Origin of the sequence: Lactobacillus amylovorus DSM 20531, from assembly GCF_002706375.1 — a bacterium.
Classification (GTDB): domain Bacteria; phylum Bacillota; class Bacilli; order Lactobacillales; family Lactobacillaceae; genus Lactobacillus; species Lactobacillus amylovorus.
The window spans coordinates 1,105,516-1,122,606 of the sequence record NZ_CP017706.1 but is presented as its reverse complement, the minus strand read 5'-3'; the positions used below and the strand labels follow the sequence as shown (position 1 = coordinate 1,122,606).

Annotated in this window: 16 protein-coding genes and 1 pseudogene; 10 read left to right on the top strand and 7 right to left on the bottom strand. The window is 36.2% G+C overall.

The features are described 5' to 3' along the window. Positions 1-162 precede the first annotated feature (162 nt). From LA20531_RS05830 to LA20531_RS05820, 3 genes are all read left to right on the top strand, one after another. Positions 163-1,533 (top strand): IS4 family transposase, encoded by a 1,371-nt coding sequence (locus LA20531_RS05830; RefSeq protein ID WP_099202292.1) that lies wholly within the window; start codon positions 163-165, stop codon positions 1,531-1,533. A 266-nt stretch (positions 1,534-1,799) separates the two neighbouring features. Beyond that, positions 1,800-2,657, top strand: coding sequence for an IS982 family transposase (locus LA20531_RS05825; RefSeq protein WP_099202290.1), 858 nt, complete (start codon positions 1,800-1,802; stop codon positions 2,655-2,657). A gap of 96 nt (positions 2,658-2,753) precedes the next feature. Further along, positions 2,754-3,593 carry a DUF4145 domain-containing protein gene (locus tag LA20531_RS05820; RefSeq protein ID WP_007125833.1) on the top strand — a complete coding sequence of 280 codons (840 nt, stop codon included), beginning with the start codon at positions 2,754-2,756 and terminating at the stop codon, positions 3,591-3,593. Between the two features lie 423 nt (positions 3,594-4,016). Here the strand turns inward: LA20531_RS05820 and LA20531_RS05815 are convergent. Both LA20531_RS05815 and LA20531_RS05810 read right to left on the bottom strand, forming a co-directional pair. After that, positions 4,017-5,229, bottom strand: a pseudogene (locus LA20531_RS05815) (IS110-like element ISLhe4 family transposase). A gap of 237 nt (positions 5,230-5,466) precedes the next feature. Continuing rightward, the gene (locus tag LA20531_RS05810) at positions 5,467-6,726 is read right to left on the bottom strand and encodes an ISL3 family transposase (protein ID WP_056940724.1); all 1,260 of its coding nucleotides are present in this window, start codon (positions 6,724-6,726) and stop codon (positions 5,467-5,469) included. Positions 6,727-6,932: 206 nt separating this feature from the next. On the opposite strand from LA20531_RS05810, the gene LA20531_RS05805 reads away from it, so the two are divergent. Beyond that, positions 6,933-7,151, top strand: a complete 219-nt coding sequence (locus LA20531_RS05805) for a DUF3923 family protein (protein WP_046434020.1) — start codon at positions 6,933-6,935, stop codon at positions 7,149-7,151. Next, complete coding sequence (locus LA20531_RS05800) at positions 7,109-7,309, top strand: hypothetical protein (protein ID WP_046434019.1); 201 nt, start codon at positions 7,109-7,111, stop codon at positions 7,307-7,309. The genes LA20531_RS05805 and LA20531_RS05800 overlap by 43 nt, the downstream gene beginning before the upstream one ends. 55 nt (positions 7,310-7,364) lie before the next feature. On the opposite strand, the gene LA20531_RS05795 is transcribed toward LA20531_RS05800, so the two are convergent. Then, positions 7,365-8,189: an AAC(3) family N-acetyltransferase gene (locus tag LA20531_RS05795; RefSeq protein WP_056940725.1), complete on the bottom strand. Its 825-nt coding sequence runs from the start codon at positions 8,187-8,189 to the stop codon at positions 7,365-7,367. 191 nt (positions 8,190-8,380) lie between these two features. Here LA20531_RS05795 and LA20531_RS05790 point away from each other — a divergent pair, with 191 nt between their 5' ends. After that, positions 8,381-8,983, top strand: a complete 603-nt coding sequence (locus LA20531_RS05790; protein WP_056940726.1) for a sugar O-acetyltransferase — start codon at positions 8,381-8,383, stop codon at positions 8,981-8,983. Positions 8,984-9,061: 78 nt separating this feature from the next. Here LA20531_RS05790 and LA20531_RS05785 read toward each other — a convergent pair whose 3' ends face one another. Continuing rightward, positions 9,062-9,910 carry a restriction endonuclease gene (locus LA20531_RS05785; RefSeq protein WP_236704199.1) on the bottom strand — a complete coding sequence of 283 codons (849 nt, stop codon included), beginning with the start codon at positions 9,908-9,910 and terminating at the stop codon, positions 9,062-9,064. 98 nt (positions 9,911-10,008) lie between these two features. Here LA20531_RS05785 and LA20531_RS05780 point away from each other — a divergent pair, with 98 nt between their 5' ends. Further along, positions 10,009-11,340, top strand: coding sequence for an RNA-guided endonuclease InsQ/TnpB family protein (locus tag LA20531_RS05780; RefSeq protein WP_099202288.1), 1,332 nt, complete (start codon positions 10,009-10,011; stop codon positions 11,338-11,340). 167 nt (positions 11,341-11,507) lie between these two features. On the opposite strand, the gene LA20531_RS05775 is transcribed toward LA20531_RS05780, so the two are convergent. Then, positions 11,508-11,987 carry a hypothetical protein gene (locus LA20531_RS05775; protein WP_236704160.1) on the bottom strand — a complete coding sequence of 160 codons (480 nt, stop codon included), beginning with the start codon at positions 11,985-11,987 and terminating at the stop codon, positions 11,508-11,510. Positions 11,988-12,133: 146 nt separating this feature from the next. On the opposite strand from LA20531_RS05775, the gene LA20531_RS05770 reads away from it, so the two are divergent. From LA20531_RS05770 to LA20531_RS05760, 3 genes are all read left to right on the top strand, one after another. After that, positions 12,134-13,534 (top strand): C69 family dipeptidase, encoded by a 1,401-nt coding sequence (locus LA20531_RS05770; RefSeq protein WP_056940313.1) that lies wholly within the window; start codon positions 12,134-12,136, stop codon positions 13,532-13,534. Positions 13,535-13,723: 189 nt separating this feature from the next. Next, positions 13,724-15,094: an LPXTG cell wall anchor domain-containing protein gene (locus LA20531_RS05765; protein WP_056940312.1), complete on the top strand. Its 1,371-nt coding sequence runs from the start codon at positions 13,724-13,726 to the stop codon at positions 15,092-15,094. 93 nt (positions 15,095-15,187) lie between these two features. Continuing rightward, positions 15,188-15,985, top strand: coding sequence for a putative ABC transporter permease (locus LA20531_RS05760; protein ID WP_056940311.1), 798 nt, complete (start codon positions 15,188-15,190; stop codon positions 15,983-15,985). A gap of 18 nt (positions 15,986-16,003) precedes the next feature. Here the strand turns inward: LA20531_RS05760 and LA20531_RS05755 are convergent, their stop codons facing one another. Both LA20531_RS05755 and LA20531_RS05750 read right to left on the bottom strand, forming a co-directional pair. Then, positions 16,004-16,567 (bottom strand): cob(I)yrinic acid a,c-diamide adenosyltransferase, encoded by a 564-nt coding sequence (locus LA20531_RS05755; RefSeq protein ID WP_025015541.1) that lies wholly within the window; start codon positions 16,565-16,567, stop codon positions 16,004-16,006. Then, on the bottom strand, positions 16,567-17,091 hold the full coding sequence (locus LA20531_RS05750) for an ECF transporter S component (protein ID WP_056940310.1): 525 nt from the start codon (positions 17,089-17,091) through the stop codon (positions 16,567-16,569). Before LA20531_RS05750 ends, LA20531_RS05755 begins: the two co-directional genes overlap by 1 nt.

Sequence of the window (17,091 nt, the reverse complement as noted above, 5' to 3'; positions counted from 1 at the left end):
TAAGTTAAGACATTGACAAATTGAATCTAATCTCTGTAGAACCGAATCATTATGATTTGGTTCTTTTTTTGCATAAAATAAAGGCGAAAAGAACCCTACCTTTTCGCCCTCTGATTAAATTATTAAACCTTCAAAACTATTGCCAGAAAGCTGGTGTTAATTATGAAAGCCCTTCATAAAAATATTTTAGATCGTCTTGATCAAATTATCAATGATACTGGAAAGCATATTCATGATTTTATCGATGATCCTCATGCCTTCACTAGGAAGCGGTCTTTAGATGCAGCTACAGTCATTAAAACTACTATTAATATGCAAGGAAAAGATTTGACCAGTGAGTTGTTTAGAGCTTTTGGCCAAAAAGCTATTAAAAATAACGATAAAGTAGTCAGTACTTCCGCTTATGTCCAACGCAAAGGTCAGCTTTCACCCGCATGTTTTAAGCATATTCTAACCGTATTTAATCAGAATTTGTTTAATATCCAGTTATTTGATCATAAATATCGTATATTTGCCATCGATGGGTCTGATTTTAATCAAATCTGGAATCCTAAATCAGAGAATATTGTTGGAAATCTCAATCATAAAGGAAAGCCATATTGCCAAATTCATGTTAATGCACTCTATGACCTGTTAAATAATACTTATCAAGACTGCATCTTTCAGCCTAAGTCAAAGATGGATGAACGTAAAGCCGCCGTTCAAATGCTTAAAAAGCTAAATTGCGGACCATATATAGTTACTATGGATCGAGGTTATACCGGCTTTAACATGATTGAAAATTGTAATCGCCTGCCTAACTGTTATTATGTCATACGTACTAAAACGGGATATGGCGCATTTAAGGAAATAGCTGAGTTGCCTAATCAAGAGTGTGATAAGGATATAGCTTGCTGGGTGACTACCTCTAATTATTATTATGAAATCCATAAAGCCACAGAAAACGTTCATCTTGTTAACCATCATTATCGTCAATATATCAAATATCGGTCTAAAAATACCAAAGATGGCAGCTGGGACTTTGGAGAGTTATGTACAATAAAATTTCGCACTTGTAAATTTAGAATTAATGATCCTAAATCAGGCAAAGAAGAATGGGAAGTTGTTCTAACCAATCTAAATAGAGCCGATTATCCCTTAAAAAGGATCAAAGAAATCTACCATTTGCGCTGGGGTATTGAAACTTCATTCAAAAAATTGAAATATGCTTTGGGAAGCGTACAGTTTCACTCCAAGCAGGATAAATTTATCGAAATGGAAATCTATGCCCACATGATTATGTTTAACGCAGTCAGTCAAATTGATGCTCAAGCATATATACCACAAAAAAACTGCAAGTATCAATATGCGCTTAATTTCAAACAGTCATGCTTTATCATCCAAGCTATGTATATAATTTCTTCTTCAACTAAAATCTTTAAAAAGATTCTTATTCAAATTGGTCATTACACAATTCCAATCAGACCAGGACGAAAAGACAAAAGAAATTTCAAACCAAAATCAGCTGTATATTATTTATATCGTGTAGCCTAATTTCTAAACAAGATTTGGGCTTGTTTGACATAAAAAAAGATCATTCAAATGCGATAAATCGCAAATGAATGATCTTAAAAATTGAGTCGATAATTTGTCAATGTCTTAACTTAATGACATTGATCGTAAAAGATTAGATTCTCTTCTTGATGAAAGTAAAATTGTTATATTGAATACGCATGGTGCTAGTTAAATCGTTTTAGTTAATAAAAAAGTCCAATCGGACTAGACTCAAGTTGTAGTATCAAAAAAAGAGTCTGATCTGATTGAACTGCCTTAAGCTTAAGCGTTTTAGCCACCATTTACAAGTTAGTTTTAAAGATTTAGTGGTAATTTGTCGGCACTGGTATCGTTTGTATGCACCGGCTGAGTTTACTCATCGGCGAAATATTGATCAAATTAAAACTACGGACAGTCTGATTTTGGCTTTACTTATCTGGCAAGCTAAGACAGGAATTGAATCACAAAGAAGATTCTGTGAATGTTTCAATTGTTTATCACACTCACGTTTTAATCGGCGTTCACGTCAGCTATTGCAATTGATTTATCAGATACGGCAAGAAATGAATAAAAAGGTTGACCTGAATGGACAGTTCTTGATCATTGACAGCTTTTCGGTACCTGTTTGCCAACCAATTCGCAACTATCGTGCTAAAATTTTTCGCGGTTATGCCAACATTGGTTATAAGGACACCAAGAAAATTTACTTCTATGGTTTCAAAGTTCATGCCATTGTTAGCGATGACGGTTACATTCTTGATTATGTCGTAACAAAGGCATCAGTTCATGATGCCAGGGAGACAGTTGAACTGATGGGAAATACCCATCCATCTAATTACTATCTTCTTGGCGACGAAGGCTATTTAGGCAAAGAACTGCATCAACAGCTAAAACAAATGGGTTACGAACTTTGGACACCATATCGTAAAAATATGACAGGAGCTAAAAAGCACAATGATCATCAATTGATGGCTATTCGCAGAACAATTGAAAGCGACTTTTCGCTTCTGACCTATTACAATGCCGAGAACAATCGAGCACGTAGTCTGATAGGCTTTCAAAGCCGGTTGGAAATTGCAATTTTAGCTTATAATTTGGCTTATTGTCTAGAACGATTTAACTAGCACCACGCGTATGGATTTATATAAATAGATGTGCTATATGTTATATGCTGAAAAGTTGTAAATGTACTTAATTGATGTAGTAGGGAAGATTGGATTATGGAAGAGATTGAACCTTTTGTTGATGGAAGAGAACGAAGCTTACGATGCCCTTTTTGTTGTAAGCCTGGTTCAACCACATCTCATTATATGAAAAGAATTTTTAACACTTCTTCTCAAGGTATTAAAAAGGTGTCTTTAACCGATTGGTCAAAAAAGAATAATTTTAAAGGAGACTCAAATAATCAACAAATACTTAATAGAAGTGTAGAATTTTATTCAGCTACTTGTAATAATTGTGGTAGTGAGAGTATATATGTAGAAAATAAAATGATGGTAGAGGATGTGCCGACTCCTACACAGGCTGGTATATCTGTTAATACTGCTAGAAATGTGATATTATTGCAGAAATGCATATATCCAGAATCACCTATACCTGATATATTGCCAGTCCCTTCAGAATCTATGCCAGAAGATGTTAAAAAGATTTATAACGAAGCAGCCAGTGTATTTAATAAATCACTGAGAGCCTCTGGCACATTAATTCGAATCACTTTAGAAACTTTATTGAAAAATCATACGGAAGCAGATGCAAACAGTTCATTAAACATTATGATAGGTCAATTAAGTCGTACAATGCCATCATTTATTACAGAAATGATGGATAACATTAGAGTTTTTGGAAATTCTAATGCACATGCTCATGAAAATGAATTGGATAGATATAGACAAATTAATGAAACTGAAAATAAGGAACAAGTAATAGAGTTATTTACTTTTGTAAATTTGATTTGTGATCAAATGGGTTTATTGGCAAAATCGCATGAGATGTATGAAAGAATACCTGATACTAAGAAAAATCAAATAAGTAAACGCAATAAAAAATTTAAAAAAGAGTAATTAATATAGGTTCTCAGATATATAGGCATCTACCCCACAATATCTGCCACACAGTTTTTAGAAAAACAATAAAGAAGCCGACATTGTAGGCTTAGGAAGTTGGGCTTTCTATGCTTCTAGTCAGCATTAATAAATACGTTTAAAAGATCTGATTGAAAAATCAGGCTCTTTGTCAAACCCTGTTGATAATGAGTAAATGAATAGAATCAAGCAACCATTAAAAGGCTGTTTGGTTCTTTTTCTACCTTAAGTCAAGTAATATCAATAATTTAATAGATTATTTTATTAGAATTATTGGTACGAATGAAGCTAATTAAGTTAGAAAACTAAATTTATTAATAATTATATGTAACACAAATAAGCCTATGAGTACTTGTAGTTTTTTCATAGGTTGTTATACTGAAGTTGATCATTTGATTTCAACTAAAGTCTTTGGTTATGTGTGGCTACGTTGTAATCATATAATTGATCATGTTTGATAAGAGCAAACATTGTACGTATCAGTTTATGAACTGATGCAATGGCGATTTTCTTATAGCCCCGGCTATTTGAAGATCGTTTTTTCTTATCATAATAATCAGTGATATGACAAGGCTGAGTAGCTTTGACAGTTTCCATTTGAGTAATTGTTCGATAAAGAATCTTTCTAGCTAAGTGATTGCCATGTTTGGTTATTCTCACCTGATTGATAGCGGCCTGGATCAATGCCAACAAAGGCATCAATTTGGGCTGAAGTATCAAACCGTCTTAAATCACCTAATTCAGCTACCAACCTAACAGCAGTAGTTTTGGCAATGCCAGGAATACTCTCATAGATATTCAAAGACCGTGCATTTGCTTGCATAGCAAGCTTTTCCATATAATTGATCACATTATCTCTTTCGGCACTTAGAGAAAGCAAATTGGCAATATTACGCTGAATTGCTCGAATAGTAATACTGCTTTCATTGTCATATGGATAAGCTTGTCTGGCTAAGGCATAGAGCCTAGTTGTTAAATAATGAGCTCTTTGTCTGCCAATTCCTGAAATGGCCAACAAACTTTGAAAGACCTGGTTTTCATTGTGATTTAAAACATATTGGGCATGCGGGAATAAGCTGACAATCGTCCAATAAACTCTGCCAGATGAAGTTGAAAGGATACTCTCTATCTGAGGAAAAGTAGACTGCAAATTACGATGGAGCTGATTTTTATTGATTATCAGGGCTTGAGTAAGCTCTTCGTAATAACGACTCGCATTTTGCAGTTCATGATATTCCTTAGGTTGAGGAGCACGCAATTTTTGTGGCGCATTGAATTGAATTAAAGCTAACCGATAAGCATCAACTTTATCGGTTTTATTATGCCTTAGATTATTGTCCATCAGCTTCTTAGCCTTTAAGGGATTAAGCTTTAAATACTTGATATGATAATCTTCTAAAAAAGCCTGTAAACTCAATGAATAAACTCCCGTAGCTTCAAAAACTACTAAAGGCGTGATCAAGTATTGATTTAAACGATCCAATAGATCTTGATAGCCAAAGGAATCATTAGTAATCTTAAAGGTTTCACCTTGCTTAATTCGATCAATTACTACACAAACTGTAGACGATTTACTGCTAACATCAATGCCAAAGATAATATTTTGTTTCATCATTCTAACCTCCAAGTGAAGACAAACAGTTTTATCAACCTATGAATTCTCATTTTCTGAACTCGGCATCAAGTGCCCACAGACTTCGAAGAGACTTATAAATAGGCGGTAAAGCAGTCCGTTTTCTTTGCGACGTTACACGTCCAAAAGAACCAAGACTTTATTTGCTTTATCTTCACTTTCTATTTTAGACAAAATAAAAAGTGCCAGATCATGAATCCGTCGATTCATAATCCAACACTAGATTAGTATGTTTTCTTTGTACAGATTTTCTTCCAAACGAATTCTGGTTAAGAGATTAGTAAAATTAGAATAGCCAAAAGCTGTTCGTTCAATTTGTTTGATCTTGCGGTTGAACCCTTCAAGGCAGCCGTTAGAATAAGGCAGTTTTGCTCCATTAAGCACAGCTTTTAGGTTATGTTTAAAGGTCAATAGTGTTTTGTGCATTAAAGTCCCAATTTGATCTTGGCAGTTGATTAATAATTTGAGCTCATGAGTATTGCCCGTTTCAACGGCTTGAATAAAGCTTTGCATCAGGTTATATGAATTCTCTAAGGTAGTGCTGGTATTGATGCCTTCTGTAACTACTTGGGCTTGAGTTAAGCAGTCTTTGTAGTGCCAGTTATAGTGAGGATGAACTTTTTCAAGTTCATCAAACTTCTTCAAGTATAATTTCCAAGGAGACTTAAGCAGCTGATATTGCCGCGATCTTTTATCAAAGGTCTTCATGACTTGGACCCTCAGCGAGTTGAATGAGCGCGTAAGCATTTGAATCATGTGAAAACGATCAATGACAATCTGTGCATTAGGAAAACAAGCTCTAACGATATCTTGATAGTAAAAATTAAGATCCATCGTGACCGTTTTAACGTTAGCTCTAGCTTGGGGCGAGAAACGACCAAAATACTTAAGCAGCGTCTTCTTGTAGCGAGTTCTAAGAATCTGAACGACTTGATGATTATCACCATCCAGGCAGATAAAGTGCAGCTGGCGGTCGACTCCTTTAAACTCATCAAAAGCTAAATGAGCTGGCAAATATTCGTAGCTGTCAATAAACCGGTGTGAACAGTTACCCAGTACTCTTTGAACAGTATTAATTGAAATATTGTTTTCTCTGGCAATGCTGGTCATAGATCGATCTTCAGTTAAAGCTGACAATACTTTAAGCTTAGAGGCATTAGAAATAGAACAGTATTTATTTACCAATTCAGACTGAGCCATAGACCAGCGCTCACAAGCGCGACATTTAACTCGTTGCTTAGCTAATCTGATAATGACCGGTAAACTTGCATTAGCTGTCGGATAGTGAATGTTGGTAATCAAATGGCCATTGTGTAAGAGATCTAGGGAGCCGCAGAAAGGACAAACAGGTTGAAGCAATTCAGCTTCATAGATTTTATGCTTTTGCAGTTTGATCGATTTATAGAAATAATCTTTAAAAACGATATTTTCGTCTTTAACATCAAGCTCGAATTTAATACAATGATTAAGAGAGGACATAGAGATCACCTTTATTTATAAGAATTTGTGTGGAAACGATTTTTATTGAAGAGGACTATGTCCTCTTTTTTGCAATAAAAAATCCTGTTAACAGCTTATCATATAGATAAGTCATCAACAGGAAAAATTATAGAGCCAAAAATCAGATCTTTTTTGTATTATAACTAAAACATTTATTAATAGCACAATTTTCTTGGAGGAGAATTATGAAAGCATGGAAAACTAGCGGATTAATTGTATTGCTGGTCTGGATAGCAATTGCAGCAATTATCTGGTTTAGGAATGTTGACGGAGCAGGAGTAGCTCAGACGGCTCAATTAAAAGAAATAACTTTGCTGATCTGGCTAATTTTTGCAATTCCTGTCATTATTGGCTATCTAATTTGGCTTATTGTTTTAAAAAGAAAGCAAGAAAATATAAACTAAGAGAAACAAAGGAATGGTCAATTGCTTTAGGGATACCGGTTGAAGAGCGTCATGGAAAGCACTATGAAGATGGTGCGGTAACTCTTGACGATTTTGATTATTCAAAAACTGATGAAGTCAAGCCAGATGCGGAAAGTGGAGCTGCGCAAAAAGAATAGAAAATAAAGAAGAGCAACATGAGAAAGAATCTCGTGTTGCTCTTTTTGATCTTCGTTAATCTACTGCATTACCAAATTGATGATCTTTTTTATTAAACCATTGACGGGCAAAATCGATCAAGGATTTGCTGTTGATTACTTTGATAATTCCTTGACCTAATTTTTGTGCTTTAACTTCATTAGGAAATTCTTTTTCAAAAGCTTCACCTAATTCGTTGAAATCGTCATAAGAATCTAAATCTATGTTTTGATAATTTGTCCAAATCGTTTTTCCATCTTGGTCGATACTGGTTGCTGCAGAACAGGTTTCAGTTTTGCGATGAATCGTAGATTCTGCGTAGTGAAGCATTGTGCAGGTTTCGTAATCGGTACCTAAGAAAATAATTTTGCCATCGTTCTTGTACAAATAATCAAGTGGACTGTTGATCCCATATGGCAGGTTTAAAGGCTGACGTGCGGCAATTTCAGCCGCATTTTTACCCCAGATAGCAACTGGCAAATAGGGATGCGTGCTGCGAACTACATCAGGTAAATTCCTAAAGTATTCTGGCGTTATGCCCAGACCTTCTGTAGCTGAGGTCCTTGGATCATATGGTGGCATATTATCTCTAACCACCTGAATTAAATCTTGACGAACGGGTGGATACTCCCAAGTTGCTGGATCACAATTCGTTGAAACCTGTGACGGCATCATTAGTGTGCCAACGGATAAAGTTTCTTCAAGTGCTCTAACAATTGTTTTAGGCCCACCGGGTAAATATTGAAACTTACTCATGGCAGTATGAACCATGCAAGCATCTGTACTTTTGACACCTAAATTGTCAAAAGCAGCCTTAAAATCATTTTTTGTGATAATAGTTTCGATTAATTTTTCAGACATAGTGTGTTTCCTTTTCTAAAATAGTTTATTGACTTGGTCTGAAAAATCTTACTCTTGCTTTAATTTCACGCTTGTTAATCATAGTTTGTTTGTTACTCATTTTTTCTCCTCGTAATAAATACGTATTAACTAATATTATAGAGAATGATTTTATAATAAATATACACAATTTATCCTCAAGGAGAAAAAAGATGACTTTAAAAGAAAAATTCGCATATATGGCAACAGGCAAGCCTTACAATGACTTGGATCCATTGTTAATTGAAGCAAGAAACAAGGCTACCGAAGATACTAATAAGTTGAATGCTGAAAATAATTCGGCTAAAAAAGAAGAACTGATCAGAAAACTTTTTGGTAGTGCTGGTAAAACACTATTTGTTAATCCAAATTTCCGTTGTGAATTTGGGCAAAATATTCATGTTGGTGATAATTTTTATGCCAATTATGACTGCGTAATCTTGGACGGTGCACCAGTAACGATTGGTGACGATGTTTTGCTTGCACCAAAAGTTGGTATGTACACTAGCAATCACCTTTTTGATGCTAAGGAGAGAAAGCTTGGGGGATGCATTGCTAAGCCGATCAGGATTGGTAATCGCTGCTGGATAGGTGCATGCGTATCAATAACCCACGGTGTAACGATTGGCGACAATACAATTATTGGTGCCGGCAGTGTTGTGACTCATGATATTCCAGCAAATGTGATTGCGGCAGGTGTACCTGCTAAAGTTATTCGTCCAATTACTGAGAAGGATAAAACCGGCTTTGATCCTAACGATCCTCGATTTTTATAAAGAATAGGAAAAAGAAAAACTAATAAAACACCTCATAGCTACTAGATTGACGTTTGGTAATTATGAGGTGTTTTGATATTATTCTTCTTTTAAAATATCTTCTGGATTTTTATATTCTTGTTCCATATTTAAGGATTTAAGATATTTGTCTAAACTAATATTTTTACGATAGAGTTCTTTATTAACAATTTCAGCAACTTGCTTACCTGTGATTAGCAAGATAGGATAGTTATCTTCTAGAATCTCTTGTTGAGTGGCATTAGTAAAATAAGAAGTTGTTACAAATGCTGCAAGCCATCCTCTCTTTAATCTTGCAATAATTCGATCAACATCTTTGCCACTAACTCCATTATTTCTTTCGTAGCATTTAGCTTGTCCGAGAACTACCTGTCTAACTTGGCTTAAGCCATGATTTCCAATATCAATTCTTAGTACGTAATCATATCCGCCATCTCCAGATGCCTTAGTAACCCAACCATCGTGGCAGATAGTGCCAGAGTCCTCGATTAACAGGCGAGTTACATCTTTAGCTAAGTATTCAAAACCAAAAGGATTATTTTGATAGTGAGAATATATTTTTTGGAGAATTATATCTAACTTACTACCAGGTGTAGGTAGTTGTTCCTTTTTGTTGGCAGTACTTCGACCGTAAACGTGACGTCTAATTTTATTAAAATCGCCATCTTTAATCCACTCTTGCCATTCTTTTGGTGCTAAACAAGGAGCGAATTTATCTTTTTCTCTTCTGGCATCGATCCAATCCCAATTGAAGCCTTCTTGTTCCTTTTTAAGAGAAAAAACACAGAATGTAAAAAGATAGTTTGAAAAATAAGTTTTATTCTTATTGGAGCCGCTATACTGAGTGACTAATTTAATGAAAAACGCCCGAAAATCCCCGTATTTTAATGCGGGGATGGATAGGGCCAAGCTGACCTAGCAGTCAGCTTTTTTTATTCTAAAAATAGAGACATATGTTCGCTTATCCTGTAAAATATAAATATCTAATCTATGAGGAGGTGAAATACATGAAAAGAATGAGCAGTTTAGCCTATCATTTTGGTGTTAAGCTTCGCTTTTATCCTAGTTCTAAGCAAAAGAAAATCATCAAGCTAAACTATGATGCGCAGCGCTTTGTTTACAACTCTTATGTAGGACGCAATCGAAGCAATTATCATGCTAAGCACTACTTAGCTGTTAGACAATATCAAGCAATGCCTTTTGCCTTTTCTATTCTTAATAATTATGAGACTAGGTTGGCAGAAGAAGTAGTCACTAATAGCGAACTATTGGATAAGCCAAGGAATATTCGTGATAATTATAGCTTTTTGCGTGTTAAAGAAATTGATAGCCTCGCTATTGCCAACGCCATTCAAAATTATCAGAAAGCTTGGAACAACTATCGCAAGATTGGTTATGGAATTCCGACTTTTCACAAAAAACGCAGCGACTGGTCATATCAGACCAACTGTCAATATCCTAAGCAGTCAGAAGCCTATCTTGATAACGGGACAGCTAGATTTATTGATGCTAAACATATTAAATTGCCTAAGCTGGGAATTGTCCGCATTGCTGGTTTTAGAAAACTGATTAAAGAGCGCTTGCTTAAGCAGATTCCAACTAGAATTGGCACAGTCACGATAAAAAAGACCGCTGATGACCAATTCTACCTGTCTATGCAATTAGGCAGCGATACTGCTTTTGTTAAGGAATTACCTAAAACACAAAGTCAAATTGGCATTGACCTCAATTTAGATAACTTCCTAACAGCATCTAACGGAGCAATGGTCGCTAATCCACGATTTTATCGCAAAACCAAAAAGAAGCTGGCCCATGCCCAACGTGTCTTGTCTCGCAGGCAGCGCCGGGCTAAAAAAGAAGGACGCAATTTGCGGCTAGCAAAAAACTATCAAAAACAGCGTCTAATAGTCGCTAAACTGCACGATAAGATCAGAAGACAGCGTAATGACTTTTTACAAGTACTCTCAACTGCACTAATCAAAAACCACGATTTAGTAGTTGCCGAGGAATTAAGAAACAGAAACCTGTTAAAGAATCATGCCTTGTCGCAATCAATTTCTGATGTCGGCTGGCGTAGTTTCCTGAATATGCTGGCTTATAAGGCAGATCTATATGGTAAAGAATTTCTAACAATTGATCCTAAATATACTACTCAACGCTGTCATGCTTGTGGCAGTATTATGGGCCAAAATGGTTATAAGAAATTAACCCTTAAGGATCGGGAGTGGACTTGTCCAATTTGTCGAATGCTCCATATTCGTGATTGGAATGCGGCAGTGAACATCTTAGAAAAAGGATTAAGCAAGTGGCAAAATCCTAAAATAAAAAAAGCAGCCTAGAAAGGCTGCAGTCCGTTAGCAACTCGCGGACTTAAAAGGCTTTGGTAATTAGACGACCTCTATCGGCAATAGTCAAAAGACTATTGCTGGTAAGTCAAGTCCGTATCTAAGCAAGTTGGTGTTCTAGTTAGCGCAAGCTAACGAGCCACTAAGCCCTAGACTTCAGTCTAGGGTAGTTGACTTGATTCAACTGTGCCATATCCGTGAAAAGTTCGTTCGCCTTGTTTTTTACTTTCAAAAAATAAAATTGGAATAGCTTTGGCTCTTTCTTTAGGATCATTACTGTGACTTAATTTGAACTGTTCGAGTAGTCGTTTATTGCCAGTTGTAGTTGCTGGATCTTTATCTGCTGTTTTGTTATCGCTGTAATAATATATGTAGCCGATATCTTCATTAAATTCATCTTCCCATGGATTATAAGCGTCACTTCTAATGTGATTAGTGCTAGATATTATGATGCATTCTTGATCACCATATTGTGTAATACCGCGCTGATTATTATAGTTTTTAGGACTGCTGCCTAAGTGAGTTTGGTTATAATAATTATTTTGTGCGGAATCATTAATTTCTAAAATATTATTAGAAGTTTTTTCTGCGTATTTCTTAGCTTGGATTGATGTTGAATATGTTTGTCCGACGTATAGCATGACTTTATCCTCTGTTGTTTGATCTTAAAGATATTTTAGCAGCATTATTTTGTAATCTTTTAGCTTTGACTAAATAAAACTAAAATAATTTAACCTATAAAAGTTTTACAATAAGGATAAGAAACAAATTATAGGAGGAATCAATTATGCCATGTACAACAATTTTAGCCGGTAAAAAAGCTACTACCGACGGTTCAACTCTAGTTGCTAGAAATGAAGACTACGGTCACGCTTTTAACCCTAAGCGTTTCATCGTTGTAACGCCAGATAAGCAACCTAAGGAATATCAATCCGTAACTTCAAAATGCAAGGTAGATCTGCCAAGTGATCCAATGCGTTACACCGCTGTGCCTGAACTTGAATCAACCATGAAGAAGATGGGCTGGTGGGGTGAAGCCGGCATCAATGCCGCAAACGTTGCTATGTCAGCTACTGAAACTAGCACCACTAATTCACGTGTTTTGGGCGTGGATCCAATGAATAAAAAGGGTATCGGTGAAGAAGATTTTGTTACCATCGTTTTGCCATATATTTATTCAGCTCGTGAAGGGGTAAAGCTTTTAGGTAAATACCTTGAAAAGTATGGTACCTATGAATCAAACGGTGTTGCCTTTTCAGATAAGGACGAAGTTTGGTACATGGAAACAATCGGTGGCCACCACTGGGCCGCAAAACGTGTGCCTGATGACTGCTACGTTGCTGCACCTAACTGGTTCAGTATTACCGACTTTGACTTTAATAGCGACGACACAATGGCTTCTGCCGATTTGGAAAAGATGATCAAAGATAATTATTTAGACATCGATCATCAAGGCAATCCATACAATTTGCGTCATATTTTTGGTAGCCATGACGATTCAGACTATGAATACAACATTCCACGTGAATGGTATATTCAAAAGTTGTTTAACCCAAGTGATGTTCGTGAACCAGACGATCCAGAATTACCATTTGCAAAAAAGCCTGAACACTTGCTTACTATTGAAGACTTTAAGTATGCATTGTCTTCACGTTATCAACACACTAAGTACGATCCATATGGCTTAGAGGGTACAGACGCAGACCGTCATGCCTTCCGTCCAATTGGTTTTCAACGTAACCAAGAATTATCAATCTTGCAAATTAGAAACAACGTTCCAGAAAAAATCGCTGGTGTTCAATGGGTAGCCTTTGGTCCAAATGCCTTCAATGGTATTGCTCCTTACTACACCAATATTCTTGATACTCCAAGTACTTATCGCGATACTAAGGAACATTTCGATATTCAAGATATGTACTGGCTTACTCATGCAATTACAACAATTGCTGACGAGCACCCATTCCGCTACAGTGCTTCAATTGAAGAGATGAAACAAAGTACTTTAGCTGCTGGTCGTCATGTTTTACTTGAAACTGATCAAGAAGTCCAAGATCTTGACGGTGAAAAATTGCAAAAGAAACTTCAAGAGGCTAACGATAAGACAGCTAAGTCCACATACGATGCTGCAATGAAGTGCTTGGGCGACTGTGTAGAAACAGGTTCATTACAAATCAGATTAAATTATTAATTTTGAAGGTCCACCCAAAAGGTGGGCTTTTTTTGATAAGTCTTTGTTTATTGAATAAACAAAAAAGCAGTTTTGTTTGCTAAATTGCGACAAAACTGTAAAAGTGTATTTTTCCATTGAAGAAAGCATTGTTCTACAAGTTTATCCCCGTATAATTTCAAATAACAAAAAAGTTGTACGGAGGGAAAAATGAGAAAGATTCTTGTAGGCATTGCTTTCTTTTGTTTTTTATCCTTTGCCCAAGGAGTAAGAACCGTTCAGGCAGCCGTGATGGATGTGAGCGATAATTTTGTCTCACTCAAGGTTGATAAAAAGAGAGCCAAGTTTAACGATGATTTTGTGCATGTGCAGGCCAAGTTTAGTGATAGAAGACAGGCTTTTACTGCTAACAGTCTGATGAAAATTACGTGGGAAAATGTAGGTGGTGCATCGCTTCAAGGGATTAAAGAAAATAATAGACTCGTAATTCAGGATGAAGCAGGTAGAGATCATGAAGTAGGTCAATATGTTGTTGATCAAGATGGCGTAGTTGTCTTATTCAATGACAATATAGAGGATTTTGAAAATGTAACTGCTCAAATTGATTTTGATCTGCAAGTTAAAAACAAATCTGAAAGAGGTCAGACCTTGTTTATCCAAGCGGGTGATGTAACTAAGTTTCTTCATGTAGTAGGACAAAATAATCCTGTAGAAGAAATTAGCTCTGTTGATATTAACGGAATTTTTGATCAAGACAATATTTCCTGGGAAATCAAGATTGATCCAAAAAAGGCAGAATATGATCAAGTTGTAGTGGAAAATGCTATACCTGAAGGTTTAATTTTGAATGAAAAATCTTTAAAGGTCCAAGTCGCAAACCATGAAATTAAGTTTGATAAAGAAAATCCAAAGATTAATCAAAATAATTTAACGCTAACTTTAGATGGTAAAAAATATCGTGGTCCGATTAGTATCAGCTATGCCACTCAAGTTAAGGATTATGCTGCACTTGGCGCTGTGAATCAGGTAGCTGTTAGCTACAAATTAACTGACGAAACAACTAATCAAAATATTTATGGAGGAAAAATTCAAGATGAAGAGATTACAAGCATTTTTGGCAAACTTCTCGAGACGCAAGAGACTGGAAAGAAGAATACAAAGAGGTATAGATATTGGGAAAAAGCTACGCGAATTAGAAGGACAGACGGAAGTGAGATGCTGGTGGCTCGAAATGCTGATGGAAGAAGAGAAGAAAAAGCAGACACTGAATCAGGAAATAAAGAATTAAAGCTCCCAGTAACGGGTTTAACAGGCTTGGATAATCAGCCAACTACAATTAGTACACCTAAAGCAACTAGGGTTAGACATAGCGATAAAGACTTCAAAACTGTCGCAGATAAAATTTTAGACGATGATGATCTAAAAGAAGTTAGTTTCAAAAAGCATAATCGACACAGAAATAGAACTTCTTCAGCTAGCCTTCCTAAAGCAGGCGAATCTGCATCACTTTTCTTGTCTATCATCGGTTTATTTGCTCTAATTGTGGGTGCCCTTACATTGGGCTTAAAAAAGGAAAAGTAGATAGTTAATAAAATCTATATTTTCGATAGCCAAATTACTCTCTTTCACTTATTATGGATATATAAGCTTGTATATTGAAAGAGAAATATAAAGATGCCATACACTATTTCTGAAATTATTGTTTTATTTTTTACATATTCTTTTATTGGCTGGTTATGGGAAACAATATATTGTTCGATCAAAGATCATCATTATGAATATCGTGGCTTTTTGTTTGGCCCGTATTGTCCAGTCTATGGATTCGCAGTTACTACAGTCTTAATCTGTACTAAAGATGTCCAAGACAATATCTTCTTGCTATTTATCGTCGGAATCATTGTCGCGACAGTCTTCGAATATGTCGCGAGTTTATTCCTTGAAAAATTCTTCCATCTTAAATTATGGGATTACTCAAAATTGTGGGGTAACATCCAAGGTCGTGTAGCGCCAGTTATTTCCTTATTCTGGGGCTTCGGCGTAATCCTACTAGTAAAATTTATCCAGCCATTTGTACAAAAGATTATCAATATTGAGGAAAGAGATACGCATGGTTGGTTAGCCGTAGGGATCACGATAGTTATGGGAATCGATACAATCTTAACTGTAATCAGTGTCGAAAGATTCCATATTACAACCAAGATGTGGGACAATCACATCAACCAATTTATTGAACGCGTTAGATCCAGAGTAGAAAGCAGAATGGCTGAGAAAGGCAGACTTAAAGTTGGCGACTGGCATCACTCAGTTATTCAGCACTACGACGAATTAAAACCAAATCGTTTAAGTTGGAACCAAAAACGTATGCTTAAGAGCTTCCCTAAATTAAGAGTTTTGGATGCACCTAAGTTTATGGAAATAAAGAAAGCAATTCTTGAAAAAGAAAATCGCTCAAACAAAAACACCGCTGCCTAATCCGGCAACGGTGTTTTTTTAGCCATTAATACGGTTCTTTTCTCGCACTTTGCTTTTTATTTCGGTATAACCATCAAGTACATTTGCGTAGCGTCCTAAGATGAAAAGGTAATCGGAAAGGCGATTCATGTACTCCAAATCGCAATCGTCTAATTTTTGTTCATTTAAACTCAACTTGACTAAAGACCTTTCGGCACGTCTAGCAACGGTTCTAGCATATTGTAAGTTAGCACCCGTAACCTTGCCACCAGGCAAGATAAATTCAGGAATAGTGGGTATTTTAGGAGTTAATTCATTAATGCGGTCTTCTAACTGTGTGACATTTTTCTCACTAATTTCATGATGGTGCTTAACGACAATATCGGCTTGCAGTTGGTATAAATTACGCTGAACGTTTTCCAGCTCTTCACGTAATTCCCGGCAATTCTTTGATAAGTTGGCGATCACCACACCAAGGTATGATTGAAGCTCATCCACATTGCCCAATGCTTCAATTTGCAGGTCATATTTGGGCACCATTTTACCAGTAACCTGCTTGGTTAACCCTTTGTCGCCAACTTTAGTGTAGATTTTGATTGTCATTAGATTATCCTCCGTTGATAGGCTTCAAGTGCTTTGGTGATTGGTTTATATAAAACAAAGTAGAAGGCAAAGTTGCCAATTGCATGGTAGGTATCAAAGGCGAAGCTAGAAACAAGGTAAGCGATGAAAGCAGGCAAACCACCGAAAATAGTCATCCCCAGGTCGACTAAAAAGCCGTATTCCCAACCTAAAAAGGTGGCCAAAGCTACCTGTAACCAAAAGTGATTTTGCAGTGGCGTAACTTTGTTTAAAAAGGCTACAGTTAATACACAACCAGCATAAGCTAAGATTTGGGGAATAGTCCAAATGCCGAATCCCAAATAAATATTAGAAATCAACATTGTCAAAGCAGCTAAAATGATACCTGAGCCGGTACCCAAATAAAGAGTAACAATCATCAAGATATCAGTTACTGGTTGTACGTTTGGAATAGGAATAATTTTGAAGATACGCAAGACCACGCACATTGCTGTAAGCATGGCCAGTAATGCGATTTGTCTGATTTGCAGCCGCTCAGTAACCAT